23 protein-coding genes are annotated in these 26,258 nt (G+C 61.4%); 6 read left to right on the top strand and 17 right to left on the bottom strand.

Annotated elements, in window-relative coordinates; translation table 11 throughout:
* Positions 1 to 22: 22 nt before the first annotated feature.
* Both ACFWAD_RS07525 and ACFWAD_RS07520 read right to left on the bottom strand, forming a co-directional pair.
* Entirely contained in the window at positions 23 to 1,186 is a 1,164-nt protein-coding gene (locus tag ACFWAD_RS07525; RefSeq protein ID WP_378542529.1) for a steroid 3-ketoacyl-CoA thiolase, read from the bottom strand.
* A gap of 193 nt (positions 1,187 to 1,379) precedes the next feature.
* Complete coding sequence (locus ACFWAD_RS07520; protein ID WP_378532734.1) at positions 1,380 to 2,006, bottom strand: TetR family transcriptional regulator; 627 nt, start codon at positions 2,004 to 2,006, stop codon at positions 1,380 to 1,382.
* Positions 2,007 to 2,159: 153 nt separating this feature from the next.
* Here ACFWAD_RS07520 and ACFWAD_RS07515 point away from each other — a divergent pair, with 153 nt between their 5' ends.
* Positions 2,160 to 3,692 carry an FAD-dependent oxidoreductase gene (locus tag ACFWAD_RS07515; protein ID WP_378542932.1) on the top strand — a complete coding sequence of 511 codons (1,533 nt, stop codon included), beginning with the start codon at positions 2,160 to 2,162 and terminating at the stop codon, positions 3,690 to 3,692.
* A gap of 106 nt (positions 3,693 to 3,798) precedes the next feature.
* On the opposite strand, the gene ACFWAD_RS07510 is transcribed toward ACFWAD_RS07515, so the two are convergent.
* From ACFWAD_RS07510 to hsaA, 8 genes are all read right to left on the bottom strand, one after another.
* Entirely contained in the window at positions 3,799 to 5,709 is a 1,911-nt protein-coding gene (locus tag ACFWAD_RS07510; RefSeq protein ID WP_378542527.1) for an alkyl/aryl-sulfatase, read from the bottom strand.
* 168 nt (positions 5,710 to 5,877) lie between these two features.
* A complete protein-coding gene (locus tag ACFWAD_RS07505) occupies positions 5,878 to 6,426 on the bottom strand; it encodes a pyridoxamine 5'-phosphate oxidase family protein (protein ID WP_378542525.1) in 549 nt (182 codons plus the stop codon).
* A gap of 30 nt (positions 6,427 to 6,456) precedes the next feature.
* Entirely contained in the window at positions 6,457 to 7,473 is a 1,017-nt protein-coding gene (locus tag ACFWAD_RS07500; protein WP_378542523.1) for a TIGR03617 family F420-dependent LLM class oxidoreductase, read from the bottom strand.
* Position 7,474: 1 nt separating this feature from the next.
* Positions 7,475 to 8,356, bottom strand: coding sequence for an SMP-30/gluconolactonase/LRE family protein (locus ACFWAD_RS07495; protein WP_378542521.1), 882 nt, complete (start codon positions 8,354 to 8,356; stop codon positions 7,475 to 7,477).
* A gap of 81 nt (positions 8,357 to 8,437) precedes the next feature.
* Entirely contained in the window at positions 8,438 to 8,899 is a 462-nt protein-coding gene (locus ACFWAD_RS07490; RefSeq protein ID WP_378542519.1) for an SRPBCC domain-containing protein, read from the bottom strand.
* Complete coding sequence (locus tag ACFWAD_RS07485) at positions 8,892 to 9,251, bottom strand: ArsR/SmtB family transcription factor (RefSeq protein ID WP_378542517.1); 360 nt, start codon at positions 9,249 to 9,251, stop codon at positions 8,892 to 8,894. Before ACFWAD_RS07485 ends, ACFWAD_RS07490 begins: the two co-directional genes overlap by 8 nt.
* A gap of 65 nt (positions 9,252 to 9,316) precedes the next feature.
* A complete protein-coding gene (locus ACFWAD_RS07480; RefSeq protein WP_378542515.1) occupies positions 9,317 to 10,609 on the bottom strand; it encodes a glutamine synthetase in 1,293 nt (430 codons plus the stop codon).
* 38 nt (positions 10,610 to 10,647) lie between these two features.
* Positions 10,648 to 11,814, bottom strand: a complete 1,167-nt coding sequence (gene hsaA, locus ACFWAD_RS07475) for a 3-hydroxy-9,10-secoandrosta-1,3,5(10)-triene-9,17-dione monooxygenase oxygenase subunit (protein ID WP_378542513.1) — start codon at positions 11,812 to 11,814, stop codon at positions 10,648 to 10,650.
* Positions 11,815 to 12,051: 237 nt separating this feature from the next.
* On the opposite strand from hsaA, the gene ACFWAD_RS07470 reads away from it, so the two are divergent.
* The 4 genes from ACFWAD_RS07470 to ACFWAD_RS07455 are packed head-to-tail and all read left to right on the top strand — an operon-like array spanning position 12,052 to position 14,818.
* Entirely contained in the window at positions 12,052 to 13,215 is a 1,164-nt protein-coding gene (locus tag ACFWAD_RS07470) for a Rieske 2Fe-2S domain-containing protein (RefSeq protein ID WP_378446803.1), read from the top strand.
* On the top strand, positions 13,193 to 13,489 hold the full coding sequence (locus ACFWAD_RS07465) for a hypothetical protein (protein ID WP_378542511.1): 297 nt from the start codon (positions 13,193 to 13,195) through the stop codon (positions 13,487 to 13,489). The genes ACFWAD_RS07470 and ACFWAD_RS07465 overlap by 23 nt, the downstream gene beginning before the upstream one ends.
* Positions 13,490 to 13,519: 30 nt before the next feature.
* Positions 13,520 to 14,308: an SDR family NAD(P)-dependent oxidoreductase gene (locus ACFWAD_RS07460; protein ID WP_378542509.1), complete on the top strand. Its 789-nt coding sequence runs from the start codon at positions 13,520 to 13,522 to the stop codon at positions 14,306 to 14,308.
* Between the two features lie 51 nt (positions 14,309 to 14,359).
* Positions 14,360 to 14,818 carry a nuclear transport factor 2 family protein gene (locus tag ACFWAD_RS07455; protein WP_378542507.1) on the top strand — a complete coding sequence of 153 codons (459 nt, stop codon included), beginning with the start codon at positions 14,360 to 14,362 and terminating at the stop codon, positions 14,816 to 14,818.
* A 1-nt stretch (position 14,819) separates the two neighbouring features.
* On the opposite strand, the gene ACFWAD_RS07450 is transcribed toward ACFWAD_RS07455, so the two are convergent.
* Entirely contained in the window at positions 14,820 to 15,614 is a 795-nt protein-coding gene (locus tag ACFWAD_RS07450; protein ID WP_378542505.1) for an SDR family NAD(P)-dependent oxidoreductase, read from the bottom strand.
* Positions 15,615 to 15,828: 214 nt separating this feature from the next.
* Here ACFWAD_RS07450 and ACFWAD_RS07445 point away from each other — a divergent pair, with 214 nt between their 5' ends.
* Entirely contained in the window at positions 15,829 to 16,407 is a 579-nt protein-coding gene (locus ACFWAD_RS07445; protein ID WP_378542503.1) for a GNAT family N-acetyltransferase, read from the top strand.
* On the opposite strand, the gene ACFWAD_RS07440 is transcribed toward ACFWAD_RS07445, so the two are convergent.
* The 6 genes from ACFWAD_RS07440 to ACFWAD_RS07415 all read right to left on the bottom strand — a co-directional run bounded on the left by ACFWAD_RS07440 (position 16,398) and on the right by ACFWAD_RS07415 (position 26,234).
* Entirely contained in the window at positions 16,398 to 16,904 is a 507-nt protein-coding gene (locus tag ACFWAD_RS07440; RefSeq protein ID WP_378542501.1) for a ClbS/DfsB family four-helix bundle protein, read from the bottom strand. The genes ACFWAD_RS07445 and ACFWAD_RS07440 overlap by 10 nt on opposite strands.
* A gap of 85 nt (positions 16,905 to 16,989) precedes the next feature.
* Complete coding sequence (locus ACFWAD_RS07435) at positions 16,990 to 17,925, bottom strand: alpha/beta fold hydrolase (protein ID WP_378531488.1); 936 nt, start codon at positions 17,923 to 17,925, stop codon at positions 16,990 to 16,992.
* Positions 17,926 to 17,957: 32 nt separating this feature from the next.
* Positions 17,958 to 19,037, bottom strand: a complete 1,080-nt coding sequence (locus ACFWAD_RS07430; protein WP_378542497.1) for a dipeptidase — start codon at positions 19,035 to 19,037, stop codon at positions 17,958 to 17,960.
* Between the two features lie 97 nt (positions 19,038 to 19,134).
* Positions 19,135 to 20,529 (bottom strand): serine hydrolase domain-containing protein, encoded by a 1,395-nt coding sequence (locus ACFWAD_RS07425; RefSeq protein ID WP_378542495.1) that lies wholly within the window; start codon positions 20,527 to 20,529, stop codon positions 19,135 to 19,137.
* Positions 20,530 to 20,746: 217 nt separating this feature from the next.
* Positions 20,747 to 21,502: a histidine utilization repressor gene (hutC, locus tag ACFWAD_RS07420; RefSeq protein ID WP_378446969.1), complete on the bottom strand. Its 756-nt coding sequence runs from the start codon at positions 21,500 to 21,502 to the stop codon at positions 20,747 to 20,749.
* Between the two features lie 109 nt (positions 21,503 to 21,611).
* Positions 21,612 to 26,234 carry an NAD-glutamate dehydrogenase gene (locus ACFWAD_RS07415; protein ID WP_378542493.1) on the bottom strand — a complete coding sequence of 1,541 codons (4,623 nt, stop codon included), beginning with the start codon at positions 26,232 to 26,234 and terminating at the stop codon, positions 21,612 to 21,614.
* Positions 26,235 to 26,258: the final 24 nt, after the last annotated feature.

Genomic DNA, 26,258 nt, shown 5'->3' with positions numbered 1-26,258 from the left:
AATTCGACAGTGTCAGTACGGGTCAGATGCGTTCGATGATGGTGGCGGTCGAGAGAGCGCCACCGGCGCACATCGTGACCAGAGCCGTCGACTTGTTCGAGCGCTCGAGTTCGTGCAGCGCAGTGGTGATCAGACGAGCGCCCGTGGAACCGACGGGATGTCCGAGCGCGATCGCACCACCGTTGACGTTGACCTTGGACAGGTCTGCGCCGTGAACCTGCGCCCAGGAGAGCACGACCGAGGCAAACGCTTCGTTGATTTCGACGAGATCGATGTCGTCCAAGGTCATTTTGGCCTTGTCGAGCACCATCTGGGTGGACTCGATCGGTCCGTCCAGGTGATAGAAGGGATCGGATCCGACCATGCCGGACGCGACGATCCGCGCGCGGGGCTTCAATCCCAGTTCCTGTGCGCGCTCTTCGCTCATCAGCAGTACCGCAGCCGCGCCATCACTGATCTGCGACGAGTTGCCGGCGGTGTGGATATGGCCTTCGATAACCGGCTTGAGCCCGGCGAGCGCTTCGGCCGTCGTCTCACGCAGGCCGCCATCGCGAGTGACGGTGGCGATCTCGCCGGTACGCACGCCTTCCTTGTCCACCACGGGAGCCTTGACGGGAACGATCTCCCGGTCGAAACGGCCTTCTGCCCAGGCCTGGGCTGTGCGGCGCTGCGACTCGAGACCGAAGGCGTCGACGTCCGCGCGTGTGATGCCACGCTTCTCGGCAATACGCTGAGCAGAGGTGAACTGGTCACCCATGTCGATGGTCCAGTCGTCCGGGTACGGGTTTCCCGTTCCGGGCGCATTGGCCTGGCCCAGGAACACACGACTCATGGCCTCGACGCCGCAGCCGATACCGGCCGAGATCTGACCAGACGAAATCAGGCCGGAAATCAAATGCACTGCCTGCTGCGCAGATCCACAGGCGCAGTCGATCGTGGTTGCGGCTGTGCTGTACGGCAATCCGGCGTGCAGCCACGCCTGCCGCGTGACGTTGTTGGACTGCTCACCTGCCTGGGTGACACAGCCGCCGATGATCTGTCCGATGTCTTCCGGTGCGACGCCTGCCCGCTCGAGGACCCCGAGCTGCGCTGCTCCCAGAATCTCGGCGGGGTGCAGTCCCGCCAGGGCGCCGCGACGACGGCCGATCGGTGTACGAGCGGCCTCGACGATGACTGCATGACCCATGATGTGCGCTCCTTCGTGGAGTTTTCGGTCGGTGAGCTGGCTCACCGTCAACTTTTTTGCAATGTATTCTATTAATGAGAGGAGGGCAATGCCCCCACAAACGGCCACTTCGGCACCACGACACCTTCAATAATAGAATTGATTTCAATTTTGAAGCTATGACGAACTCACCCCCCGAGAGGGCGAGGTCACGTCAGTGTCGTGAGAGATTCACCAGAAGCAGGTCACACCCTTTGCGGATGTCGTACTCCGCATCGGGGATGGAGATTCGACCATTGAGGCAGGACTGGATGACCCCGAACCACAGCTGCATCAGCAGACGCAGACCTGTGTTGTCTTCCTCGGTGGGGTTCTCGATTCGGGCCGCATCGAGGATGATCTGCCGGAATCCACGATCGATCTTGCCCACGTCCGGCACCGTCGCGACATTGGCGGTACTGGACGACTGCAGCATCGCGGTCGAGAGAGCCGGCCGACGCAGTAACCCGCGAGTGGCGCGAACCAACACCTCGTACACCGCGTCCTGCGGATTGTCCGACTGAACCTGATGCTTGGCGAAGCTGTCGCCGATCTGATCGATCTGCTCGACCATCACCGCGACGAAGAGGTGCGTCTTCGAGGGGAAGTAGCGATAAAGGGTGCCGATGGCCACGCCCGCCCGCTTGGCGACTTCGTGCATCTGAACCCGTGAGAGTTCCTTCTCGGTCCCCAATTCGGCAGCCGCTTCCAACATTCGCACATGGCGCGCCCGCTGCTCGTCCGAACTGGGCTCGGCAGCGTCCCTGACCTCGGCAATTCTCGGCAACGTCGCCCCCATCATCGATTCTGTGTCTCGGTCGCGAACGACCTCGCCAATTCTCGCATCTCGATCACCCATCTCGGCATATTGCCCGCTCAGTGGGACCTGGCATGGCCTTCTCTCTCCGTGCGGTATTCCGTGGACACCCCACCCTCTTGGAGTAAGGACGCAATGATGCAGGACTGGACCACCGAGTGCGACGTGTTGGTAGTCGGCTCCGGCGGCGGCGCGCTGACCGGCGCATACACCGCGGCAGCTCGAGGATTGACGACGATCGTCCTCGAGAAAACCGATCGCTTCGGCGGAACTTCCGCGTACTCGGGTGCATCCATCTGGCTGCCGGGAACCCAGGTACAGGAACGCGCGGGACTGCCTGACTCGACGGAGAACGCACGCACCTATCTACGCGCGCTGCTCGGCGACTCCGAGTCCGATCGCCAGGACGCCTACGTCGAGACCGCACCGGCAGTGGTCGCGTTGCTCGAGGAGAACCCGAACATCGAATTCGAGTTCCGGGCGTTTCCCGACTACTACAAGGCCGAGGGCCGGATGGACACGGGACGCTCCATCAACCCGCTCGATCTTGATCCCGCCGACATCGGTGATCTCGCCGGCAAGGTGCGTCCGGAACTGGACCAAGACCGCACCGGTCAAGGCCATGCTCCCGGCCCGATGATCGGTGGGCGCGCACTGATCGGCCGTCTGCTGGCCGCAGTCCAGAGCACCGGCAAAGCAGAACTTCGAACCGAATCCGTTCTCTCCTCCCTGATCGTCGAAGACGGACGAGTCGTCGGGGCCGAGGTCGAATCGGGCGGCGAAACCCAGCGAATCAAGGCCAACCGCGGTGTCCTGATGGCAGCGGGCGGTATCGAAGGCAACGCCGAGATGCGTGAGCAGGCCGGCACCCCTGGCAAGGCAATCTGGAGCATGGGCCCGTTCGGTGCCAATACCGGCGACGCGATCTCTGCCGGTGTCGCTGTCGGTGGCGCAACCGCGTTGCTCGATCAGGCATGGTTCTGCCCCGGCGTCGAGCAGCCCGACGGCAGCGCAGCCTTCATGGTCGGCGTTCGCGGCGGCCTCGTCGTCGACAAGGCGGGCGAGCGCTACCTCAACGAGTCACTTCCGTACGACCAGTTCGGCCGGGCAATGGATGATCACGACGACAACGGTTCTGCCGTACCGTCGTTCATGATCTTCGACTCACGCGAGGGTGGCGGGCTGCCCGCCATCTGCATCCCGAACACGGCACCCGCCAAACACCTCGAAGCCGGAACCTGGGTGGGCGCCGATACTCTCGAAGAGCTCGCCGCCAAGACCGGACTACCGGCCGACGCATTGCGCAGCACCGTCGAAAAGTTCAACGATGCAGCAAAACTGGGCGTCGACGAAGAATTCCACCGCGGAGAGGACCCGTACGACGCATTCTTCTGCCCGCCCAACGGCGGCGCGAATGCGGCGCTGACGGCCATCGAGAACGGTCCGTTCTACGCAGCTCGCATCGTCCTCAGTGACCTCGGCACCAAGGGCGGATTGGTCACCGACGTCAACGGTCGAGTCCTTCGCGCCGACGGCAGCGCCATCGACGGCCTGTACGCCGCCGGCAACACGAGCGCGTCACTGAGCGGCCGCTTCTACCCCGGCCCCGGAGTTCCGCTGGGAACGGCAATGGTCTTCTCCTACCGAGCAGCCCAGGACATGGCGAAGTAACGTAGTTCAATCACACTGTGTTGCAACAGATCGTGGGGCAGTCGATATCGCAATCGGCTGCCCCACTTTCTTTCTCACGGCCTTTCTTTCTCACGGCCTTTCTTTCTCACGGCGTCGCGATGTTGAAATTCGGGTCGAACACGTCCATGATGTCGGCGAAGCGCGAAAGAGTCGAGACGTCACCGTCGTGCGTGACCTTCCCGCTTTCGAGAATGGTGGACGCCTTGCCCGGTTGGAGCAGGATTCCGGCAAGTAGCGGCTTCGGACCCGTGAGCGTCAGTTGCGCGTCGGGTGCCCGTCCGGAGCGTGCGTTCAGAACCGCTCGACGCACCCACATGTTCCAATCTTGTTTGGTGTCGGCAAAACTGAAGTTGATGGAGATGTCGACGTCGTCCGACTTCTCTGCAACGAGGTGCACGCCCGCATAGTCGAAAAGCAGATCGATCGGCATCGACAAGATCGTGTCCGTGCTGTCGGTGTTGACCTGGCCGGCACCGGTCACCCCGTTCCTCAGTTCCATTGCGGTGGCGAGGAAGATCGACCGATACTGCGGAACTTCCTGCTGATACCCGAGCTGCTCGTAGGCGTCGGCCTGCAGATTCTTCGCTTCCTCGTCGTCAGGATCGGCGAAAACCAGATGATGGAGAAGCTGCACCGCCCACCGATAGTCGCCTGCATCAAAAGCATTGCGACCCTCGGTAAGTATCTTCTCCCGCCCGATCAAGTCGACGTGCCGCTTGGCGTGATCCTCGGGCAGCAACGGCAAGATCGTTGCAGGGTCTCCGTCCCAGAAGCCGAGCTCCTTGTGGAACACTGCGCGCACGTTGTGGTGCAGTCCGCCGTGGTAGTAGCGGTTGTACCACTTCTGGCCGATGGCTTCCGGCAGTCGCACGACCTCTGCAGCTTCGAGCGGCGTGTAGCCCTGGTTGGCGAATCGAAGAGCCTGATCGTGAATGAACTTGTACATGTCCCGTTGTGATTCAAGGAATTCCACCACTGTGGCGTTCCCCCACACCGGCCACGTGTGCGGGCCGTGATGTACTTCGACGTCAGCGCCCCATCGCACCAACGTCTCGTCCAAGTACCTGGCGAAGTTGCGCGCATCTCGGGTGCGCGCACCGCGGATCGTCTGAATATTGTGCATCGAGTGGTTGGCGTTCTCGGCGCACGTGAGCGCTTTGATGGCGGGAATCCAGATGTGCATCTCTTCCGGCGCCTCGGTGTCCGGGGCGTACAGGAACTCGAAGTCCCATCCTCCGAGGTTGCGCACCTCGCCGGTTTTCGTGATGCCGTCGGTGGGCGGAATGTACGTCATGTGGATGTTCATCCCGTCGGCGCCAGACCCCAGGCCGACTGTCACCAGACCACAATCACATTGCGGGAGAATCAAACCGAAGGTGTAGCCCATTCGCCGCGACATTGCATTGCCGGTGATGACGTTCTCACCGATCGCGAACTTGTTGAACGATTCGATGGTTCCGGGTGCGACGATCGGGATCTTGCCCGAAGCCACGTCTGCCTCGTCGACGAGGCCTTTGACGCCGGCGTAGTGATCGAAATGTGTGTGGGTGTAGATGATCGCGACGATCGGCTTGCTGTTGCCCAGTTCACGACGGAACAGCTCCAGGCCTGCCTTGGCAAGATCGGCGCTGGTGGTGGTGTCGATGATGACGAGTCCGTCGGGGGCGTCGACGATGGTCAGGTTGACTGCAAATCTGACCTGATACAGACCGTCGACGACCTTGTAGAGCCCACATCGCCTCACCAACTGCGACTGCCTCCACAGGCTCGGGTTCACCGACTCCGGAGCCTGTTTGTCATCGGCGATGTATTCGAGCGGTTGACCGTCGTGGATCAGATCACCGTTGTCGTTGAAGACCTGATCGTTCTCCCACCCGGCGATGAATCCGCGGTCCGCGTCGCCGAAATCCTCGCGGTCCGACATCGGATAATCGTCGACTGCCGCGCGGTTGACCTCGACCGTGAACGGCGTTGCGGGCTTGGTCTCAGCACCCATGAGCACTCTCCTCCGGTTCTTGTCTTCTCGCCCACGCAAGCACGCGATGCCATCGGACCGTGACCTCACGCGGAACCCTCTGCAGCCAATCTGGCGGCCACGCGGAATTCGCGCATCACCCGTCACAGGTGAGATGGCGACTGAGCGAAGGACAGAACCAGCGCGTCACTACGGGTCGATACCGGGCAAACCGTCTACACTCTTCGCGTTCTTCTCGGCGCGATAGGCGATGAGCCGCTCCGGGCCCTTCATCTCCGCCACGCGGTCGAGCACGTCACGGTCGGATTGGTAGTCCATCAGCGGTACTGCGTATCCGCACGAATCCGAGACGCGCGTCAGATCAACCACGACGATGGACCGCAGCCCCGGGTGGTCGGGGAACTTACCGACCAGCTCGTTGAACGGTTCCGACCCTGCCAGTAGAACGCGCGCATTGCCGTGAAGCCGTACAATCTTCGGTGGTCCGCCAAATGCCATGAACATCAGGGTTATTCGCGAGTTCTCACGCACGTGCGCGATAGTTTCCACTCCGCTACCAGTCAGGTCGAGGTACGCCACCCGGGTGGATGTCAGCACCACAAACGATCCGACTCCACCTTTGGGTGAGCAATTGATCAACCCGTCAGCAGACAACGGTGCGGTGGCAACGACGAACAACGGTTGAGCCTGCAACCACGTGGTGAGCTTTTCATCGATGCCTTCGTAGACGCGCCCCATGCCGAAAGTGTAGATCGCGCCGATTGGACGTCACGGGGCAGACGCTGCGCCGGCTCGAAGCTCCTCACACATCGCTGTGAAAGCGACGTCGCCGGCGGGATCCGTCGGCACTGCCAGTGCAATCCCGTCGCAGAGGTGCGCGTACTTCGAACTCAGCGCTTCGGGGAGTTCGGTGTAAGTGCATTGCGTGACCAAGATGTCGAGAACCTCGTCGGTGAGAACGTCGGGTAGTCGAGCCCAATCGCCCGTTCGCGCCATCGCAGTCAGCTTCTCCCCGACCTCGGACAATCCGAGGACCTCCAGCGCAACTCGGTACGCCGGTGTGGAGTAGAGAAAGGCAAGTTCACTGCGCACCGCTTCTCGTTGAGCAAGTATCGCAGCACGGTCTTTGCCGGTGATCGTCTTCGGAACGGCAATCAATCGAGGCTTCCTTCCGCCTGCCGCCAAAGCCGGAATGATCCTCTCCGCGAGCACCTTCGGATGGGAGCTGGTGGGGTGAGCAACAAAACCGTCGGCGACGGCTCCGGCCAATGAGCACATGCGAGAGTTCACTCCCCCTGTCCATATCTCAGGTGCGGGGACGCCGATCGGCCCCGGGTTGAAATAGGGTTGCAGACGGTTGAAGGTGTAGTGCGTTCCGGCATGGTCGAGTTCACCGCCCTCCTGGAACACTCGGAAGATCTCGCGTACAGCGCTGACGTAATCACGCAGTTGCGCAACAGGATCCGTCCACGGCATCGAGTACCGCCCGACGATGTTTCCCCGCACCTGCGTCGCGAGCCCCAGTTGGAATCGTCCACCCGAGAAGTCCGCCAGATCCCACGCAGCCAAAGCCGTCACCATGGGGCTGCGTGCAAACGCGACAACCATCGACGTCCGGACAGTGAGGGTGGTGCTGTGCTCGACGGCGAGTGCCGCCACCGCAAACGGATCGCGAATGGTCTCGGAGATGTGCACCGTGTCGAAACCGAGATTCTCGATGCGGCCGACGTACTGAGCTACCTGCCGCAGCGGAGTGTCGGCAGGTAGCGAGGTCACCAATTCCATGTCAGGCCAACGGCTCCAGACGAATCGACAGCAGCTTTCCTTCGGTAGCCACCTTGCGAGCGTGTTCGTTGAAGTCCGGGGCGGCACACACGAACAGCGTACGACCGTCGGAACCGCCGAGCCCGCAAGCGAAGACGCCGCTCTCGAAGGCAATTTCATCGATTATCTTGCCAGACGGGTCCACGTGGAGAATTCGACTTCCGAGTGCATCGGCCACCCACATCGAATCGTCTCCGTCGACGCAACAACCATCGGCTGCAACAACAATCTGTGCAAGAGTGGTCTCCATCTCGGGGCCACCAGGCACCGGTCCGAACGACGCCCAGTCGCGGCGCTCCCCCAGCGAGCCATCCGGTTGGACGGCAAACGCGCTGATTCGATTCCCCAAGGTTTCGTCCACGAGTAGATCTCCGGTTGACGTCAAAGCCATCCCGTTGGGGAAGTGGAGATCTCGTGCCACAACGTGCACCGACCCGTCCGGGTCGACGCGGAGGAGATCTGCCGTTTCGACGGGAGCCAGGTGCATCAGATCGAACCCGAAGTTGCCCACGTACGCTCGTCCCTGCGAGTCGACCAGCATGTCGTTGACGTTGGCACTGACGTACCCGGACAAGTCTGCGTGCACCACCAACTCGCCGTCGGATTCTCGCCGCAGAATCTTCTGGTCCCGCATGGAGACGACCAGCAATCTGCCGTCCGGAAGCCACCCCAGCCCGGACGGCTGCCCTGGAACCTCCGCCTCTACGCGTATGTCGGTCCCGTCCTCGCGGGCCGAAATCACCTGGTAGGTGTAGAAGTCCGACACCCAGATCCGGTTCTCGTGCCAGCGCGGGCATTCGAAGTAGGTGTATCCCTCGAGAACTACCGCAACTTCTGGTGCCATCAGGCTCTCCTGAGTCGGTGATGAATGAAGTATCAGTCTCATTCAATCACCGGCACCGCTGTCGCGGTGTCCGATTCCCGACTAGTCGCCGGCTCGAACTTCTTCCAACACGTCGAAAGCGGATTCCCATCCGTCGTACACATTCCCATCGCCCTTGAATCCCGGAATTCCTACCAGGTGGAAGGTCATTTCGGTTTTGTCACCCCATTCTGCGAGCGTGACCGTTATCCGAGGCGCGGCGCCTACCGGATCACCTGGATTTCCCCAGGTGAAGACAAGCCTCTTCGGCTCGTCGACCTCGAGATAGGTTCCGCCGGTGGGGTACTCGGCTCCGTTCTCGTCGTTGATCATCAGGTGGCGGTACGTTCCGCCAACTCTGGGATCGATCGTGACATGCTCACGGGGGCTGCTGACGCCCTCGGGATGCCACCAGCGGGCTGCCTCGTCGGGATCGGTCCACGCTTGCCACACGAGTTCACGTGGTGCGTCGAAGATTCGGGTGATGGTGAATTCTGCGGTGGCATCGCCGTTCTGCTCACTCATTGTCCTTCTCCTTCTTCGGTCGACGTTGCTTCAGCTCACGTAGACGCTCGTCGAGGAGATCGAAGCGTTCGTTCCAACCCCGCCGATGTTCGTTGACCCAGGCACTGGCGTCGTCGAGCCCCTCTGCGCGAAGGGTGCAGGTGCGCCATTGCGCAGTGGCGGTCCGTTCGATGAGACCGGCCTTGTCCAACACCTTCAGATGCTGCGAGATGGCGGGTCGACTCATCTCGAACGGCTCAGCCAACTCGCCGACGGTCATCGAACCATCCGTCAGGCGAGAGAGCATTTCACGCCTCGTCGGGTCGGCCAGTGCACTGAACACTGCATCGAGCCGGACACTTCGCTCGTCCATGTAAGCAACTCCTTAATTAAGGAATCACTTAAACATAGAACTCAGGCGCTTGGGCGTCAACCCTTTCAGCTCCAGGTGTATCGAAGCCGCTCGACGGTTGTCGCCTCGTCCATCTGGGAAAACGTCTTCCGCTCGGCTCCCTTCACGGACACCATCGCTTCGATGATCGACTCCCCGAAGATTTCCTTCGCCACCGAGGAGGAGTTGAACTTCTGCACGATCTCGCCGAGATCGGTGGGGACTCGGGTCACCCCGCGCTCATGACGTTCCACGTCCGTGAGAGTCGACGGGTTCACCACAATTTCCGCAGGCAATGCCGCGGCATTGCCGATACCGATATGCGAAAGGCCAAGTATCGCAGCGGTCGCCAGATACGGGTTGGCCGACGGATCGATGATTTTCACTTCGGCGTTGGCGCCGTGCGGATTCGACGGCGACTCTGCACAGAACCTCAGTGCCGATTCGCGGTTCTCGAGCCCCCAACAGACGTAGGCCCCCGACCAATTGTCCGGGCGCAGCCTGAGGCCGGAGAGCGGTGAGGACGCAAAGACGGCCGTGAACTCCGTCAGATGAGCAAGGATTCCACCCAATGCGGAAGCTCCAGCGTCGGTCATTCCATGCTCCCGACTGCCGCCGGAGAAGAGCGAGCTACCACCCGCGGTCAACGAAAAGTGCTGGTGTGCACCGTTTCCTGCGCCGCCGAGGGTGGGAATCGGCGAGAACGAGGCCGCCACTCCGTGCGCTCTGGCCGTACGGCTGATCAAGATCCGAGCCAACACCACGAGATCAGCGGCTTGAACAGGAGCGCTCGGAGCGATCGATATCTCGAATTGATCGGGTCCGTATTCGGCATGGACCTGCTCGATATGTAGTTGTGCGCGTTCGGCATTGTGCAGGAGGTCCTTGAGAAAGTCCTCATGCCGAACGACCGCATCCAGCCCGTAGGCCGACCATTCACCGCCACACGCGTCACCGAAAAGCGTGAACTCGACCTCATGGCCGACACGGGCTTCGAGGCCGTCGGAGGCGAGCCGCGCAGCGACGGCAGCAAGCGCGGATCGCGTGCACACGGCAGCCGTCGAACCGTCCTGCTCATGCAAAGTCGCGGGCGCCCAGGACACACCACCACCGAGATCGCGGAGATCGGATCGGTCGATACGTAGTCGGAGATCGCCCACGACGGAGAAGGAATCGGTGAAGGCAATCCGATCATCGCTGCAGAAGACGTTCCAACTCGGTGACACTCCCGCACCGACTTCCTCGAAGACACCAGTTCGGGCCGCAGGCATCACTTTCGCTCGTGCAACACCTGCCATGTCGACGAGCGAGCCGATGGTCAGAGCCGGAACTTCCCTCATTCAGAGGCAAATACCCCACCCGGTGACGCGCCAACCCGTCAGATCAGGTTGTCCTCCACCGGCAGCCCGAACGCTGCCCGGCCGTACAGCGCCAACGCGCGCTCCGGTTCGTTGGCAACGTGAACGCTCCCTGCGTGAACGTCGCGCCACGCGCGCTCGATCGGGTTTCCACGGGAGAGGGAGTTACCGCCTGCTGTCTTGAACAGCATGTCGATCGCTTCCACCGAACGTTCCGTCGCGCGAACCTGATCACGACGGGCCCGAAGCCTCATCGAGAGCGGAAACTCTTGGCCGGCTATAGCAAGTTCGTACATCTCCCGGATGTTGCGATCCATCTGCAGAATCGCAGCGTCGATCTCCGATGACGCACGTGCGACGGCAACTTGAGCGAACTGATCCTCGCTGAACCGTCCACCACCCAAGCTCAGACGGACGCGCTCACGCATCACGTCCAGGTACCCCTCGTAACAACCGGCAACGATGCCCACACACGGGGCGGCCACCGTCGAGGTGAAGATGCTCCCGAACGGAAGTTTGTACAGCGGGCCAGGATTGACCGCTTGGCCGGGTCCACGCAGTTGTGCGGTCTCGTAGTTGCGCTTCAATCGGTGCTCGGGAACGAAGGCCTTGTCGACCACGATCTCGTTGCTCGCGGTGCCCCGCATACCCACGACATCCCACACGTCACGGATTTCGTAATCGGTGCGCGGCACCAACACCGTCATGAAATCGACGGGACGGCCATCCATGCCGACCACCATCGCTCCCAACAATGCCCAACTCGCGTGATCACAGCCGGAGGAAAAGCCCCACTGGCCCGAAAGCTCGTAGCCGCCATCCACCGCCGTCAGCCGTCCGACCGGTGCGTAGGCGGACGAGATGAGCGTCGTCTGATCCTCTCCCCACACGTCGGCCTGGGCTTGGTCGTCGAAAAGCGCCAGATGCCACGGGTGCACCCCCACCACCGAGGCGACCCAGCCCGTCGAGCCACAGGCAGCGGAGATCGCCCGGATCACTTCGTAGAAGTGGACCGGGTCGCTCTCGGCGCCTCCGTATCTCTTCGGCGCCAGCATCGAGAAGACACCGGCTTCGGACAGTTCTCGGATGGTCCGTTCGGAGATCTTGCGCGAATCGTCGACCTTCTGAGCGCGGGCCGCGATCTTCGGAAGCAGATCACGGACTGTGCTCAGAACCTTGTTGACCATGGGAGACACTCCTCGCACCGAACCGTGAGGGAGCGGATCGGCAGATAGACATAACGGCTGCCCCGTCACGATATGTCGGTCATGCGTTCCGGTGATCCGAAGTCCCGGAGGCCGGGATCAGCCGCCCGATCCTCGTGCTCTCCGCTGGTCCCGGCCAGTGAGACGACGCCCCAGAGGCAATTCACGCTCCCCTAGCGTCGGGCGTCGACACTGCCCCTGGAAAGGACGGGACTCATCGTGACGATCACTCAGTCCGACAACGACGAGGTTCGCGAGATCCAAGCTGGAACCGCGCCCACTCGCTTTGCACGTGGATGGCACTGCATTGGACTCACGGAGTCCTTCAAGGACGGCCAGCCGCACTCGATCGAGGCGTTCGGCACCAAACTTGTCGTCTTCGCCGACAGTGAAGGCAACGTCAAGATCCTTGACGCGTACTGCCGTCACATGGGTGGCGACCTGAGCCAGGGCACCATCAAGGGCGACGCCATTGCCTGTCCGTTCCACGATTGGCGCTGGGGCGGCAACGGCAAGTGCCAGAAGATTCCGTACGCACGCCGCGTTCCCCCGCTGGCCAAGACGCGCGCCTGGCAGACCCTCGACCAGGACGGCATGCTCTTCGTCTGGCACGACCCCGAGGGCAACCCGCCGACCGACGACGTAGCCATCCCCCGCATCGAAGGCGCGCTCAGCGACGAGTGGAGCGACTGGGTCTGGTACACCACCACCGTCGACACGAACTGCCGAGAAATCGTCGACAACATCGTCGACATGGCGCACTTCTTCTACGTGCACTACTCGTTCCCGACGTACTTCAAGAACGTCTTCGAAGGCCACGCAGCAACGCAGTACATGCGCGGCGTCGCTCGCTCGGACATGCGTCCGCACGCAGCAGGCACCCCGAAGATGGTCGGCAGCAACTCGGTTGCCACGTACTTCGGTCCCTCCTTCATGGTCGACGACCTGACCTACGAGTACGAGGACTACAACGTCGACTCCGTGCTCATCAACTGCCACTACCCGGTCAGCGCGGACAAGTTCGTGCTCCAGTACGGCATCATCGTCAAGAAGTCGGATCGTTTCCAGGGCGAAGCCGCCGACGCGATGGCCGCGAACTTCGGCACGTTCATCGCCAAGGGCTTCGAGCAGGACGTCGAGATCTGGAAGAACAAGACTCGCATCGAGAACCCGCTCCTGTGCGAAGAGGACGGCCCGGTCTACCAGCTCCGTCGCTGGTACGAGCAGTTCTACGTCGACGTCGCTGACATCGCTCCCGAGATGACCGAGCGATTCGAATTCGAACTCGATACCGCACGCCCTGTCGCCGCCTGGCAGAAGGAAGTCGAAGACAACCTCGCGGCGAAGAAGGCCGAAGAAGATGCAGCCTCTTCAGTGCGCTGAGTGCAAGGCGCAGGTCCTGGTCCAGAAGAACAGTTGGGAACACACCACTGTTCAGTGGAGCGACCAGGCCCGCGCCAAGTGCCTCGAAATTGCCGACGAACGAGAATTCGGGCAACGAGAGGGTCGACCGGGTGCTCCCCGCAAGGAGTGCGGCGCCTTGATCGCGTCCATCGTCGATGCGGCCAGGGCCGGGGAGATCGAGATCCTCGACGAAGACCCGGTACCCAAGCCGATCGTCGACGACAGTGAACCCGTACCGGCTCCGTTTCACTAGCCAAGCCAACATCTTTCGAAGAAGGTAGTAATGATCGATCCTCAGTACTACGGCCCGTGGGCAGTCATCGCCGGCGGTTCCGAAGGTGTCGGCGCAGGGTTCGCCGACGAGCTCAGCAAGCTCGGCATCAATCTGGTGCTCATCGCCCGCAAACCGGGACCGCTCGAGGAGACCGCGGCCAAGGCGCGTGCCAACGGCGTCGAAGTACGCACTCTCGCATTGGATCTACTCGTTCCCGACGCGCTCGATCAGATCAAAGCCGTCACCGACGACGTCGAGGTGGGCCTGCTCATCTTCAACGCCGGTGCCAACAGCTACGGACACGAGTTCGTCACCGGCGATCTGAACGGATTTGCCGGAGTCATCGAACTGAACATCAACAAGCAACTCGAACTCTCGCACCACTTCGGCGGTTTGATGAAGGATCGCGGACACGGCGGCATCATGCTGCTCGGTTCACTTGCGGGCTTCATGGGTTCCGAGCACCAAAGCATCTACGCGGCGTCCAAGGCGTTCGGGCGCATCTTCGCCGAAAGCCTGTGGCTCGAACTCCAGCCTTACGGTGTTCACGTTGTCGAGTTCATTCTCGGTGTCACTCGCACACCGGCTATGATTCGCGCAGGACTGAATTTCGACATCCCGGGTATGAACGTCGCAGAACCCGAAGATGTTGCACGTGAAGGTCTCGAACACCTTGCCGACGGCCCGATCTGGGTTGCTGCAGGAAACTACGAAGGCGCCAAGAAGCGCAGTGGCTTCCCCCGCGACAAGATGGTCAAGGGCGCTGCCGAAGCGATGCGCAAGCTGCTCAACCGCTGACATCTGCTGTGCGCCTTTATTAACCCCCCGACGTTAAGAAAGGCGCACAGCATGAGCATCGACATCACCACTCTCCTCGACGAACGCGAGATCACCCGCGCCGTCTTCGAGTTCGCGCGAGCCATGGACGCCCGCGACTGGGATGAACTCCACCGGATCATGACTCCGGACGCTACGGCGGAACTGGGCACCGGAACTCTTCGCGGGCCTGCCGAGGTCGTGGCATCCATCCGCTCGTTCCTCGACGAGTGCGGACCCACCCAACATCTGATCGGCAACGTTCTGGTCGAGGTGGTCGGTGATATTGCCACCAGCCGCTCCTACGTCAGCGACATGCATGTGGGCACCGGGAGCAAGGCTCACCTGAACTTCTTCACCCTCGGCGACTACCACGACTCATGGGCGCGGATCGACGGAAAGTGGCGAATGACGCACCGCACCAAGCATTCACACGCCAGTCAGGGATCCATCGAGGTTCTGGGCGCCGGCCCCAGCGGTTGGCGGAGCTGATTCAGCTCAACATCGACGAACGGCCGGTCGCGAGCGGACTCTTGCTGGTGAGTCCGCCGTCGACCACCAGGGTCTGCCCCGTCATGTAGCGAGATTCGTCCGAAGCCAGGTAGACCATGGCATGCGCGATGTCTTCGGGTTCGCCGAGGTAAGGCAGGGCGTTTGCCTGCTTCATGCCATCGATGACATCAGCGGGGATGTTGTCCACGAGAGCGGGTGTCATGATCGCGCCCGGCGCTACGGCATTGCACCGAACACCGTTTGCTCCGTACTGGACTGCAATGTACTGAGTCAGACGAATGACTGCCGCTTTGGCGGATCCGTAGGCAGACTGCAGGGAATCCCCGATCAATCCACCTACCGAGGCCGTGTTGACGATCGATCCTCCACCGGCACTGTTCATGTGCGGAATGGCAAGGCGTGAAGCGACCACGGTGCTACGCACGTTGAGCGACATCACGCGATCCCACTCGTCCAGGTCCATCCGGAGCAGGTCGAGATCCTTGCGGGGATTACTACCGCCCACGTGATTGCACAAGACGTTGATGCCGCCGAATTCGGCGACCGCCCTTTCGATCATCGCAGCCAAGGAGTCCTCGTTCATGACGTCGACGCCGAAACCCAGTGCATTGCCACCGGTCTCGCGAATCGCCGCCGCCGCTTCCTCGGCTCGCGCCGGATCGAGGTCGGCGACCAGCACCTTGGCGCCCTCTGCCGCCATGAGTTGTGCTGCTGCACGCCCGATTCCACTGGCGGCGCCTGTGATCACTACATTCTTGCCTTCGAGCCTGTTCATATCTGTTCCTTTCGCGGAGAATCGCCATACCCGGATCTCACGTGCCCGGAGTTGACAGCTCGGCGATTGCCCGATCACTACCAGTCAACGCAGGATCGACTGCCTCGTCCAGCTTTCTTGAATGAACTCACAAGTACGTGACCACGGCCCGCGCACCTGCTACACCGCCGAAATCGAGTGGCGACGGAAGACTTCACTGTGCTGAAGTGGCACTATGCAGAATTCTGTTCGACCGTTGTCCATCGACGACCTCGACCGTGCCGCCGAGGTTCTCGGCGAAGCATTTGCCGACTACCCCTGGACGAACTGGTGCGTCGCCGAAGACTCCCACGTGGAACGCGTCGCGGCTCTGCAACGGATCTACCTCGAACAGATGGCACTACCGTTCGGGCGTTCCTACATCGATGATTCCGGCAACGGCGTCATCGCAGTCCTGCCGCCGGACACCCCTGAGCCTGATGGAGAGACTGTCGAGAAGATCGTCGAACTGCATGGAGATCGGTTCGAGCGCGTACTTCAGGCTGACGAACAGCTGTCTGCGCTTCCCGTACCCGAGCACGCGTGGTCGCTGGCAACGATCGGCACGACGCCGCGCTCGCGCGGAAGGGGACTGGGATCTGCGCTACTGAAACATGCTTTGGCAGAGCTGGATCGAACCAAGCAGGATTGCTGGCTCGATACGTCGACCGAACGAAATCTACCGCTGTATCAACGGTTCGGTTTCACGGTCGCAGGCAAAATCTCACTGACCGACGGACCGACGGTCTGGCGGATGCACCGTATTCAGAGCTGATTCGTCGATTTCAGTAGTCTCCGAATCAATTTCGACAAAGACGCATATTGGGTGATCGTATTGACGGCAATCCACCTCGACACCGGCCACGTCCTGGTCCACGAGAAAACCCCGACCGACAGCAGTTGATCGTCGTCGAGGGTCTCGACGTATCTGCGTAACAACGCCACGGCAGCTTCCAAGCGATCCCGAAGCACCGGAATCGGAACGTCGGTGCTCGCGTCGACAACCGACTGATTCAGTGCAGGAGTTTGCGTCCACTTGTAACCTGCAGCAGGCGTTTGTGGTGTCTCGTCACGCAGTCCGGCGCCTATCCACTCTACGACGGCCTCTGCCCACCAGACACGCACCGCGAGTACGTCGTGCACCGTCCACGCATCGACGGCAATGGCGTCGAACAAATCGGCCTCGGCGGCGCCGTCAAGTAACACGTCGAGTTTCAAATACGCCGAGTCCAGCTCACTCATCAGTTCGAGGCGTGAAAAGTTCTGCGCCACAATGCCTCCAAACGATCGGTAGAGATGGAAGAAGCGGAGTCACCGCAATGCGATGACTCCGCGTTCAACTCAACGTCTACCAAATCTAGTTCAGCTCGCCCAAGAACCTGTTGACGTTCTCGGCGATCTCCTTTGATCGGGTGTGGTGCAGGTAGTGGTCCCCGTCCAGCAAGATCAACTCTCCGTGATCAACGGAGGCGGCCTGCCCTTCGTGCAGCGCAGTCCAGCCCTCGACTTCGGAATTTTGCACGGCGAACAACAGAATCGGAAGATCGGCCGGGAACGTCCTGCCGATTGCTTCTGCGAAGTTGCTGGAAAGATGGTCCATCTCGTTGAGGTAGGTGTCGCTGAAGTTGTTCTTCGCAGTCAACTGTCGCATCTCGTCCTTTGCTGCGGCGTCGAGGTACTCGTCCGAGTTCTCACCACCGACGAACTTGGACAGCAGTTCCGACAAGCCCAACTGCCTTCCCACTCGGAGTGCGTCGATCGGAAATTTGGTATCCATATTCGGCTGCCCTGGAACACTGCTGTCGATGCCCACGAATGCGGTGACCTCGTCGCGGTACTTCGCGGTGTAGTCCAGTGCATAGACACCAGTGATCGAGTGTCCCATGAGGATGTATTCGTCAATCCCCAGCGACTGTACTGCCGTATGAATCTCTTCGACGATGTTCGCAGTCGTGCGGTCCTTGTCCGTTTGGTCACTGTGCCCGTAGCCGAAGGGCTCGATCGTGACGACGCGGTAGTCAGGCGCCAGCTCGTTGACAAGCGGTGTGAAGTCGAGAATCGGTGCGGACGTTCCGAACCCGGGTAGCAGCACTATGGTCTGATCGCCGTTGCCGCGGATCGAGTAGCTCATGTTCTTTCCGTCGACGGACACGAACTGGTTGCCCGTGTCCCCGGTCGGAACGCTCGCCTTGCTGGAGCTGACATTGAACACGAGCGCAATCGATACCAGCACAACTAGAACTACGGACACCGAAGCAACCACCTTCAGTGCAACGGTACGAATCTTCTTCATTCTCATCCTCATCTTCTCGGGCGTCGATACGGCTAGGAAAGGCTCGATAGCGAGGCCGCACTGGTCTCGTCGAGCACACGCAACACGTTGTTGCCCATCAGCTTTGCCAAGTCCTCCGCGGACCAACCGCGTTCCGCCAGACGGTCTATCAACACCGCGAAACCGGATACGTCCTGCATACCGTCCGGAAAGTCGTCGAACCCATCGTAGTCACTACCCAAACCGATGTGGTCGATGCCCGCGACGTCTCGGGCATGCTCGACGTGATCGGCCAGATGGTCCACCGTCATCGCCGGCCGTGGGCCGACCCGTCCGCCCTTGAACCACTCGTTGTATTCGGCAGAAAGGAACATGGGCACAAAGGCGATCATGATGACGCCTCGGTTGTCCGCGAGCAGCCGCATGACGTCGTCGGGAACATTGCGTGGGTGACCGCACAGCTGAGTGCAGGACGAATGGCTGAAGATCACCGGTGCCGACGACGTCTCGATGGCATCTCTCATCGTTTCCGCCGAGACGTGCGACAGGTCGACGAGTACGCCGAGCCGATTCATTTCGCGCACGATCTCGCGACCGAAGTCGGTGAGACCGCCGTGCACTCGCGTATCCGTCGCGGAGTCCGCCCACCCGGTGTTGTCGTTGTGCGTCAGGGTCATGTACCGAAGACCAAGGCGCGCCATCATTCTCAGGACACCGAGCGAGCTGCCGATGCTGTGACCGCCCTCCGCGCCCAACAAGGACGCGACCTTGCCCTCACTCCAGATTCGACGCACGTCGTCGCCGGTGCGCGCGAATTCGAAAGTATCCGGGTACCGCTCGATCATCCGGTACACGAAGTCGATCTGTTCGAGGGTGTACTGAACCGCCTCTGGCTCGGTCATGTCACACGGGGTGTAAACCGACCAGAACTGCGCACCGACTCCACCGCGACCGAGTTTGTCGATATCGGTTTGGAAGACGGAATCCTTCTCGAGATTCTCCACCGAGTAGGCGGCAGTCTCGCGAGCCGTCCATGCCAGATCGTTGTGACCGTCGATGACCGGCGCAAGGCCGTAAGCATCCAGTGCCGCTGGGTGATTCACGTCCGGAAAGGGAGCGAGAGGTTTCATCATTAGCTTTCCTCGAAAAGTAGTGCGGGCAGGTCGAGGGCCCTCATCGCCCTCGACCTGCCCGAGATTTCATTCAACGGAGCGAATCATCTCGCCGCGGCTAGTCGGAAATCTTCTTGAAAAGCCGCGTCATGTACAAGTATTCTTCGCCATCGATCGTGAGATGTGCCATCTCCCCCGAGGCGCTCTCGTTACTGATCGAGAACCGGGAAGCAGACAGCGGCACGACCTTGGTGGGCGCGGCCGGGGGCTCGCCGTCGATCTCGATCTTGGCGAAGTTCTGAACCTGGAATCCGCCGTCGTCGTCGCGCGTGAGTTCGATTCGAACGGTTGTCGATTCATAGGTACCGAGAATGTGCGACACGTCGATCTCTGCCGCATCCGCCTCGGACTTCGGTTCCGGCAGAACGAGATCAAGCTCCTGAGCGATCTCCTTCTCGATGTCGTGGGCCAGGGCACCGCCGCCACGCGAGTTGGTGACAACGGCCATGGCCAGGCCGAGTTCGGGGAAAGTGTGGAAACGAGTGATCTGGCCGATCGTCGCACCACCGTGCTGCGCGGATGTCACACCGCCCCAGTCGGACAGGATCCAGCCGAGACCCCAAGCCTGATCGACGCTCGAGACCGCAGTCAGGTCGAACTGCGGGGTTCGCATCAGACGTGCGGATTCTTCGGACAGAATGCGCTCACCCGTCAACGCGAGGCCGTCACGCATGTGTGCAGCACCGAAAGTCAGCAGAGAGCTGACAGATCCGGTGATGATTCCGGCCGGTCCGATACCGCGCGGGAGCAGCCACTGCTTGGTCGGAACCACCTTGTCAGGCGACGTCCGATCCGGGTTGGCCACGTGGCCGACGGCCGTGCGGAACAGCGGCGCGTCCTTGGCCTTGGTGATGATGTGCGTCAATCCGAGTGGCTTCCAGAGATATTCGACCAACGCCTCGTCCCACGTCATCTCACGAAGGACCTCGACGATGCGGCCGGCAACGGCAAAACCCGCGTTGCTGTAACTCAGATGCCCGCCGGGCTCGGTAACGCTGATCGCGGTAGCGAGTTCGTCGACGTACTTCTCGACGCAGTCGTCGCCGTCACCGGTGTCGTTGAACAAGTCTCCGTCGATACCGCTTGTGTGCGTGAGCAACTGGCGGATCGTGATTTCCTTCGTGTTGGAAGGGTCTGCGATCGTGAACTCCGGAAGCACCTCCACCACCAGGGTGTCCAACGTCAGCTTGCCCTCGTCGACGAGTTGCATGATCAGCGTCGTCGTCCAGATCTTGCTCGCGGATCCGTACTGGAACAAAGTGTCGGCGTCGACGTCGACGCGCGTGTTCAGGCTCGTCACTCCGGTGGTGATGACACGAATGTCCGCAGTGCCTTCTTCGCCCAGCGCGATCACACCGACCTGCGCACCCGGTACCGAATGCTTGGCTGCCAGTTCGTCGAGGCGTTCCTGCCACTTCGGGGCGACAAGTAGGTCCTTGGGCAAGTCGGTCACAGGTCGAACTCCTTCGATCATGGAAGCGAGTGGCTTGGACGGTGTTGCTGCGATCCGCTCTGGTCTCACTCGTCGGGACGTGAGGTTGCGGAAGCGATAACCGTCCACCCATGATCTCAGTGTGCTCGCAGTCACGTCCTGGTCGATTGCACCGAAGTTGCACCCGAAAATGGTGCGATCGGACGAGCCTGTGTTCAGGTCTCGCCATTCGAAGCGATCAGCGCTCGAAGGTTCCTTCCAAGCGATTGCGTGAACCCGGATGGATCAAGCGCGCCGCACTGACCAACCCGTTGGCCGACCAGGTGCGGCGGCGAATCAGCAGGCACGGTTCCCCTCGATCGATGCGGAGCAGTTCGCATTCGTCCGGGCTCCCCAACACCGCTTCCACGACGTGCTCGCCGCGCACCAGAGGCGCAACGTCACTCAGGTAGTTGTTGGGGGTGATCGCAGTGAAGTCCTGGCGCAGATAGTCGGGCGCCTCGTTCGGATTCACGAACCGGTCTTCCACCTGAATCGGAGTTTCGTCCTCGAAGTGCACCATCAGCGAATGGAACACCCGTTTGCCCACCGATTCACGAAGGAACGTCTGCCCGTGGTCGGTTTCTTCCTCACGAACGAACACGACCTCGGTTCGATGACGGTGGCCGCGCCGCTGAATCTCGTCGGCGATGTTCTTGACTTCGAACAGCGGGGACGCGGTCTTCGTGGCGGCGACGAAGGTGCCGACCCCCATCATCCGCACGATCAGACCGTCGCTGGTGAGTTCGCGAAGCGCTCGATTGATCGTCATACGTGACAGCCCCAGCGCACTGACCAGTTGATTCTCCGAAGGCAACTGATCACCTTCGGTCCACCGACCCGAATTGATCTGCGAGATCACGAGGTTCTTGACCCGTTCGTAGGCAGGGGCGGACTCGCCGCCTGCCTCGTTGAACAGCACGGCGAGTTCTGCGTCCACTTCAGCAATCGCCATCGCCACCACCCGTTCGTCGAAAACCACCGAGTCGGTTCTCCCGTTCGGCCTCCGAAGTCTATCCGCCTGGTGCACCTTTCCGATCCAACCGCGAGTGCCGGCGCCCGACCTAGCCCACCATGCGCCGCAATTGGCTCGTCGCAACCGAAAGCGCAGCAAGATCGTGTTGCCCGGATGCCTCGATCTCTGCGAGCGCGAGAGTGGACCTCTCTATTCTCGACGCATTCCTTTCTTCCCACCTCGAGAGTTTTTCCGCTGTCGAGTCACCTGTTTCCGCGTCGGCCAAGACGTCGAGGGTCAAGGCTCGCACCGTCGAGTACAACTCGTCACGCAACGACAACCTCGCCAACGCATTCCATTTTCCGTCCTTGCTCAATGCAGACACGCGGTTGAGCATCGGGACGAGCCCGACGTGCTCACCGAGCCGGAAGTAGAGTTCGCCGGTCTCCGAGATCGCGCGATCGGCGAGGTCCGCGATCTCCACCACGTCGAGCAGACCGAACTGATCGAGCAGGATCTCCACTCGCCTGACCAGGTTCTCGGGTGCGCCCTTGTCCGTGATGAGGACCGTTCGCGCAGCCAGGTTCCGCTGATCGGCGCCCACCAGCCAGCCACCGAGTTCTGCCGACGCCTCCGCGATGCGATCACCGAATCGGCTGATCTCGGCCCCGACGGCCAGCGGTTGAGGCCGACGCGTCAGCATCCACCGTGAGGCCCGGTCGAGCAGTCGTCTGGTGAGCAGGATCAACTCGTCGGATACGGCAGTCGAGATCGAGGCTTCGCTGATGTCGTTCCACAACTCCCACAGTCCGAATACCTCGGAGACCACGGTGAAGGCACGTACTGCGTCTTCCGGATCAGCGCCGACTTCTTCACCGAGCCGATACGCATAGGTGATGCCGCCACGATCGACCACGTTGTTCGTCAGCACGGTCGCAACGATCTCGCGCCGCAGCGGGTGCCGGTCGAGGGCGTCACCCCCGGCATCTCGAACACCCTCCGGAAAATAGTTCGCCAGCGTCTGGCGGTAGATCTGATTGTCTATCGAACTTCCCGCCAACAGCGAGGATTTCAGATCGAGCTTGACGTGCGCCATCAGTGTGGCGAGTTCCGGCGACGTCAGCCCCGTTCCCGTCTTCTCGGCCGCGGCGAACTGCTTCTTGGTCGGAAACCCCTCGATGGCTCGGTCGACGATCCCTCTGGATTCGAGGCTGGAAATCACCCTGCCGTGCACACCGATCATCGCCGCCGCGTCCGCACGCGTGGTGCCCATCAGTTCGTTCTGCGAACGGTTGTCTGCAAGAACGAGTTCGGCGACCTCGTCGGTCAACGATTCCAGTAGTTCGACACGATGCGAGTCTGCGACGGCGCCTGAACTGATGAGGGAGTCGAGAAGAATCTTGATGTTCACCTCGTGATCGGAGCAATCGACTCCCGCAGAATTGTCGAGCGCGTCTGTGTTGATCCGCCCGCCGCCGCGTGCGTACTCGATTCGTCCCGCCTGGGTGAGGCCGAGGTTGCCTCCCTCACCGATCACCCGAGCACGGACTTCGTTGCCGTTCACCCGAACCGTGTCGTTGCTCTTGTCTCCGACTTCGAGGTCGGACTCACCGGACGCCTTGACGTACGTCCCGATGCCGCCGTTCCACAACAGATCTGCCGGTGAGCACAGAATCGCCCGAACCAGCTGCGGTGGAGTCAGTTCGGTGACGTCGTCTTCGAGACCGAGTGCCCGACGCATCTCGTCACTGATCGGGACGCGCTTCGCCGAGCGTTCCCACACTCCGCCGCCTGCACTGATCAACGCCGGGTCGTAGTCGGCCCACGAGGATCGTGGGAGAGCGAACAGACGTGATCGCTCGACGTACGAGCGCTCCGGCGACGGGTTCGGGTCGACAAACACGTGCCGATGATCGAACGCCGCGATCAGGCGAATGTGCTTGCTGCACAACATGCCGTTGCCGAAGACATCGCCGCTCATGTCTCCGATCCCCACCGCAGTGAAGTCGTCGTTCTGGGTGTCGACGCCGAGCTCACGGAAGTGCCGCTTGACACTTTCCCAGGCGCCCTTCGCGGTGATACCCATGGCTTTGTGGTCGTACCCGACCGACCCACCGGATGCAAAGGCGTCGCCGAGCCAGAATTCGTACTCTGCGGCAACCTCGTTCGCGATGTCGGAGAACTTTGCAGTGCCCTTGTCCGCGGCGACTACAAGATACGTGTCGTCACCGTCGTGGCGAACGACCCTTCGCGCCGCAACAACTGCGCCGCTCTGCTTGTCGACGTTGTCGGTCAGATCAAGTAGTCCGCTGATGAAGGTTCGATAGCAATCGATCCCGGCCGCCAACGCAGCTTCCCGGTCTGCGTCTGCACCCAGTCCTGGAACCGGTGGGCGTTTGACGACAAATCCGCCCTTCGCGCCGACAGGCACGATGACTGCGTTCTTGACTGCCTGCGCCTTCACCAATCCCAGTACCTCGGTGCGAAAGTCCTCTTTCCGGTCCGACCAGCGCAAGCCGCCGCGAGCCACCGTACCGAAGCGAAGGTGCACACCTGCGACATCGGGTGAGTACACGAATATCTCGAACTTCGGTCGAGGGAACGGCAATACGGACACTTTCTCCGAATCGAACTTCAACGAGAGCGCACCGATCGATTCAGTGGGATAAACGAAATAGTTGGTACGCAACGTGTTACGGACCAGTTCAGACAATGCGCGCAGGATCCGATCGGCGTCGAGTCCTTGCACTTGTGCCACGGCCGTTTCCACCTCCGCTGCTGCACGTGTACCTCTATCGCCGTCGACGACGTCGGGATCGAAACGGCTCTCGAACAATTCGCACAATCTGCCGGCGATCTCGGGATGATCGGCAAGCACCTCGGCGACGCGACTGGTGCTGTACGGAAATCCCGCTTGCTGCAAGAACTCCGCATATGCCCGCAGCACCACTACCTGTTTCCAACCGAGTCCCGCGATCGCGACAAGTTCGTTGAACGAGTCCGGCTCGGCGGAGCCGTTTCGAACTGCGGCAAACGCCGCCCCGAACCGCGCGGCAAAGTTGTCGAAGCGCTCGACCGGAGCGCTCGGATAGTCGAGCGTGAACTCGTAGATCCAGGACTGTTCCGATCCCACCGGTGCGATCTCGTACGGCCGTTCGTCGACCACGTCGACACCCAGGCTCTGCAATACCGGCAGCACCTCGCCCAGTGAGAGCGGGTCACCCGATACGTACAGTCCGAGTCGGTGAGTACCGGGTCCGTCGACAGATCGGGCCAGTCGTGGACTCACCTCTCCGGGCGCGAGGCCCTCGAACAACACCATGTCCTCGGCGGCTCGGGCGGCGTCGAAATCCTGCTTGTACGCCACCGGAACTCGCTCGGCGAACTGAGCACGCCTGCGCCGCTCTTCGTGATTCGAAGCATCCAGAACGAACCGCTCGTCCCAGGTCAGGCACGCGTCGACGACGAGGTCCCGAATCTCCCGTGCTTGTCGCGCCGACGCGAAGTTCGCGCCGCCGCCGACCGTGGCCGTGAAATGTACGACGGCCAAGGGGGATTCCGAGACTCGACTGGAGAACTCGATATTGCGGGCACCGAGTGCGTCGGCGAGTACCGACTCGGCCGTTGTCCTGATCGTCGTACTGAATTTCTCGCGCGGAACGAAGAGCAAAGCCGACAACTCTTGATCTCGCCCCGTCGCCGGGGAACTTCCCACCGGTTGCAAGAACAGATGGATCGACGTTCGGCCGTCCACAGAAGTGAGTTCGTCCAGCGCGTCCGCGATTCGGGCCGGCTCGGCTGCCAGGAGCACTGTGACCGGAATCGACTGGATAACTGCCAGCATCGATTGTCCGACAAACGAATCGACGGTGGATCCGGAGGCACCGAAGATTTCTGCGACGCGTCCTCGCACGAGCGGGGTTCGCCTGACGTCGGCGACCAGACCGGCCGCGGTGAAGAACCCGATGAATCGGTACGCACGGTCACCGATGGACACGTCGATCTCGGTGGCGTATTCGGATCCACCGAACCCTTGCCGGAGGTACACCACCGCAATCGAGAGGGGCGCCGCTTTCGCATCCGAAGAGCCGGTCGGATCGGGGAGCACGCCGAGGGCGTACGGCTCGTCACCGTCGACAGTCCGCACACCGCCGACGACCCTGAAGTTTCCGGCGCTGCACCACCGGAGGAAATCAGCTTCTTCGGCGTCGGCGTTCGAGTCCAATTGCTCGCGCGCCTCGTCGACGAGATCCCGCAGAGGCAAGGAATCGCGGAAGGCACGCGCAATACGGTCGAGGATTCCGGCGACGTCGTCAGCGATCAACTGCGCCTGCTCGTCCGAACAATGCGCGGGTAGTCCTACGTGGATCCATGATTCGGTCCGCTCCCCGATCAGGGCGTCTTCAGTGCACAGCACGGGGTGCACCACGAATTCCGGTTCCACGCGGGCGCGGGCAAGTGTCGCCAGTACCGCTTCGACGAGCTGCGGCATGTCGTCGCCGACGTATTGAATCGCCGGGCCATCCCCTAACTCCCCGGCCGGCGCGAGTCGCGAGATCGACGAATTGAGTCCTCTTCGGTGCGAAAGGTCCATGTGCGCGGCGACAATCGCAAGCTTGCGGTCTTCGGCAAGCGCCGCGTATCGATCAGCCGACAAGCCCTCGAAATACGTACTGGACACCCTCCTCACGTTCTCGGAGTCCGGTGTCGTGTCGACTGAAACGAGGCTCATGTCAGCACCTTCCGCCGAAAGCCA

Origin of the sequence: Rhodococcus sp. NPDC059969 (genome assembly GCF_042738325.1) — a bacterium.
Classification (GTDB): domain Bacteria; phylum Actinomycetota; class Actinomycetes; order Mycobacteriales; family Mycobacteriaceae; genus Rhodococcus_F.
This window is presented reverse-complemented; position numbering and strand designations above follow the sequence as displayed.

Bases quoted from the DNA above. Each gene is read 5' to 3' on its own strand.
- ACFWAD_RS07525 (WP_378542529.1), bottom strand. From the start codon at position 1,186: ATGGGTCATGCAGTCATCGTCGAGGCCGCTCGTACACCGATCGGCCGT.
- ACFWAD_RS07520 (WP_378532734.1), bottom strand. From the start codon at position 2,006: ATGATGGGGGCGACGTTGCCGAGAATTGCCGAGGTCAGGGACGCTGCC.
- ACFWAD_RS07515 (WP_378542932.1), top strand. From the start codon at position 2,160: ATGCAGGACTGGACCACCGAGTGCGACGTGTTGGTAGTCGGCTCCGGC.
- ACFWAD_RS07510 (WP_378542527.1), bottom strand. From the start codon at position 5,709: ATGGGTGCTGAGACCAAGCCCGCAACGCCGTTCACGGTCGAGGTCAAC.
- ACFWAD_RS07505 (WP_378542525.1), bottom strand. From the start codon at position 6,426: ATGGGGCGCGTCTACGAAGGCATCGATGAAAAGCTCACCACGTGGTTG.
- ACFWAD_RS07500 (WP_378542523.1), bottom strand. From the start codon at position 7,473: ATGGAATTGGTGACCTCGCTACCTGCCGACACTCCGCTGCGGCAGGTA.
- ACFWAD_RS07495 (WP_378542521.1), bottom strand. From the start codon at position 8,356: ATGGCACCAGAAGTTGCGGTAGTTCTCGAGGGATACACCTACTTCGAA.
- ACFWAD_RS07490 (WP_378542519.1), bottom strand. From the start codon at position 8,899: ATGAGTGAGCAGAACGGCGATGCCACCGCAGAATTCACCATCACCCGA.
- ACFWAD_RS07485 (WP_378542517.1), bottom strand. From the start codon at position 9,251: ATGGACGAGCGAAGTGTCCGGCTCGATGCAGTGTTCAGTGCACTGGCC.
- ACFWAD_RS07480 (WP_378542515.1), bottom strand. From the start codon at position 10,609: ATGAGGGAAGTTCCGGCTCTGACCATCGGCTCGCTCGTCGACATGGCA.
- hsaA (WP_378542513.1), bottom strand. From the start codon at position 11,814: ATGGTCAACAAGGTTCTGAGCACAGTCCGTGATCTGCTTCCGAAGATC.
- ACFWAD_RS07465 (WP_378542511.1), top strand. From the start codon at position 13,193: ATGCAGCCTCTTCAGTGCGCTGAGTGCAAGGCGCAGGTCCTGGTCCAG.
- ACFWAD_RS07460 (WP_378542509.1), top strand. From the start codon at position 13,520: ATGATCGATCCTCAGTACTACGGCCCGTGGGCAGTCATCGCCGGCGGT.
- ACFWAD_RS07455 (WP_378542507.1), top strand. From the start codon at position 14,360: ATGAGCATCGACATCACCACTCTCCTCGACGAACGCGAGATCACCCGC.
- ACFWAD_RS07450 (WP_378542505.1), bottom strand. From the start codon at position 15,614: ATGAACAGGCTCGAAGGCAAGAATGTAGTGATCACAGGCGCCGCCAGT.
- ACFWAD_RS07445 (WP_378542503.1), top strand. From the start codon at position 15,829: ATGCAGAATTCTGTTCGACCGTTGTCCATCGACGACCTCGACCGTGCC.
- ACFWAD_RS07435 (WP_378531488.1), bottom strand. From the start codon at position 17,925: ATGAAGAAGATTCGTACCGTTGCACTGAAGGTGGTTGCTTCGGTGTCC.
- ACFWAD_RS07430 (WP_378542497.1), bottom strand. From the start codon at position 19,037: ATGATGAAACCTCTCGCTCCCTTTCCGGACGTGAATCACCCAGCGGCA.
- hutC (WP_378446969.1), bottom strand. From the start codon at position 21,502: ATGGCGATTGCTGAAGTGGACGCAGAACTCGCCGTGCTGTTCAACGAG.
- ACFWAD_RS07415 (WP_378542493.1), bottom strand. From the start codon at position 26,234: ATGAGCCTCGTTTCAGTCGACACGACACCGGACTCCGAGAACGTGAGG.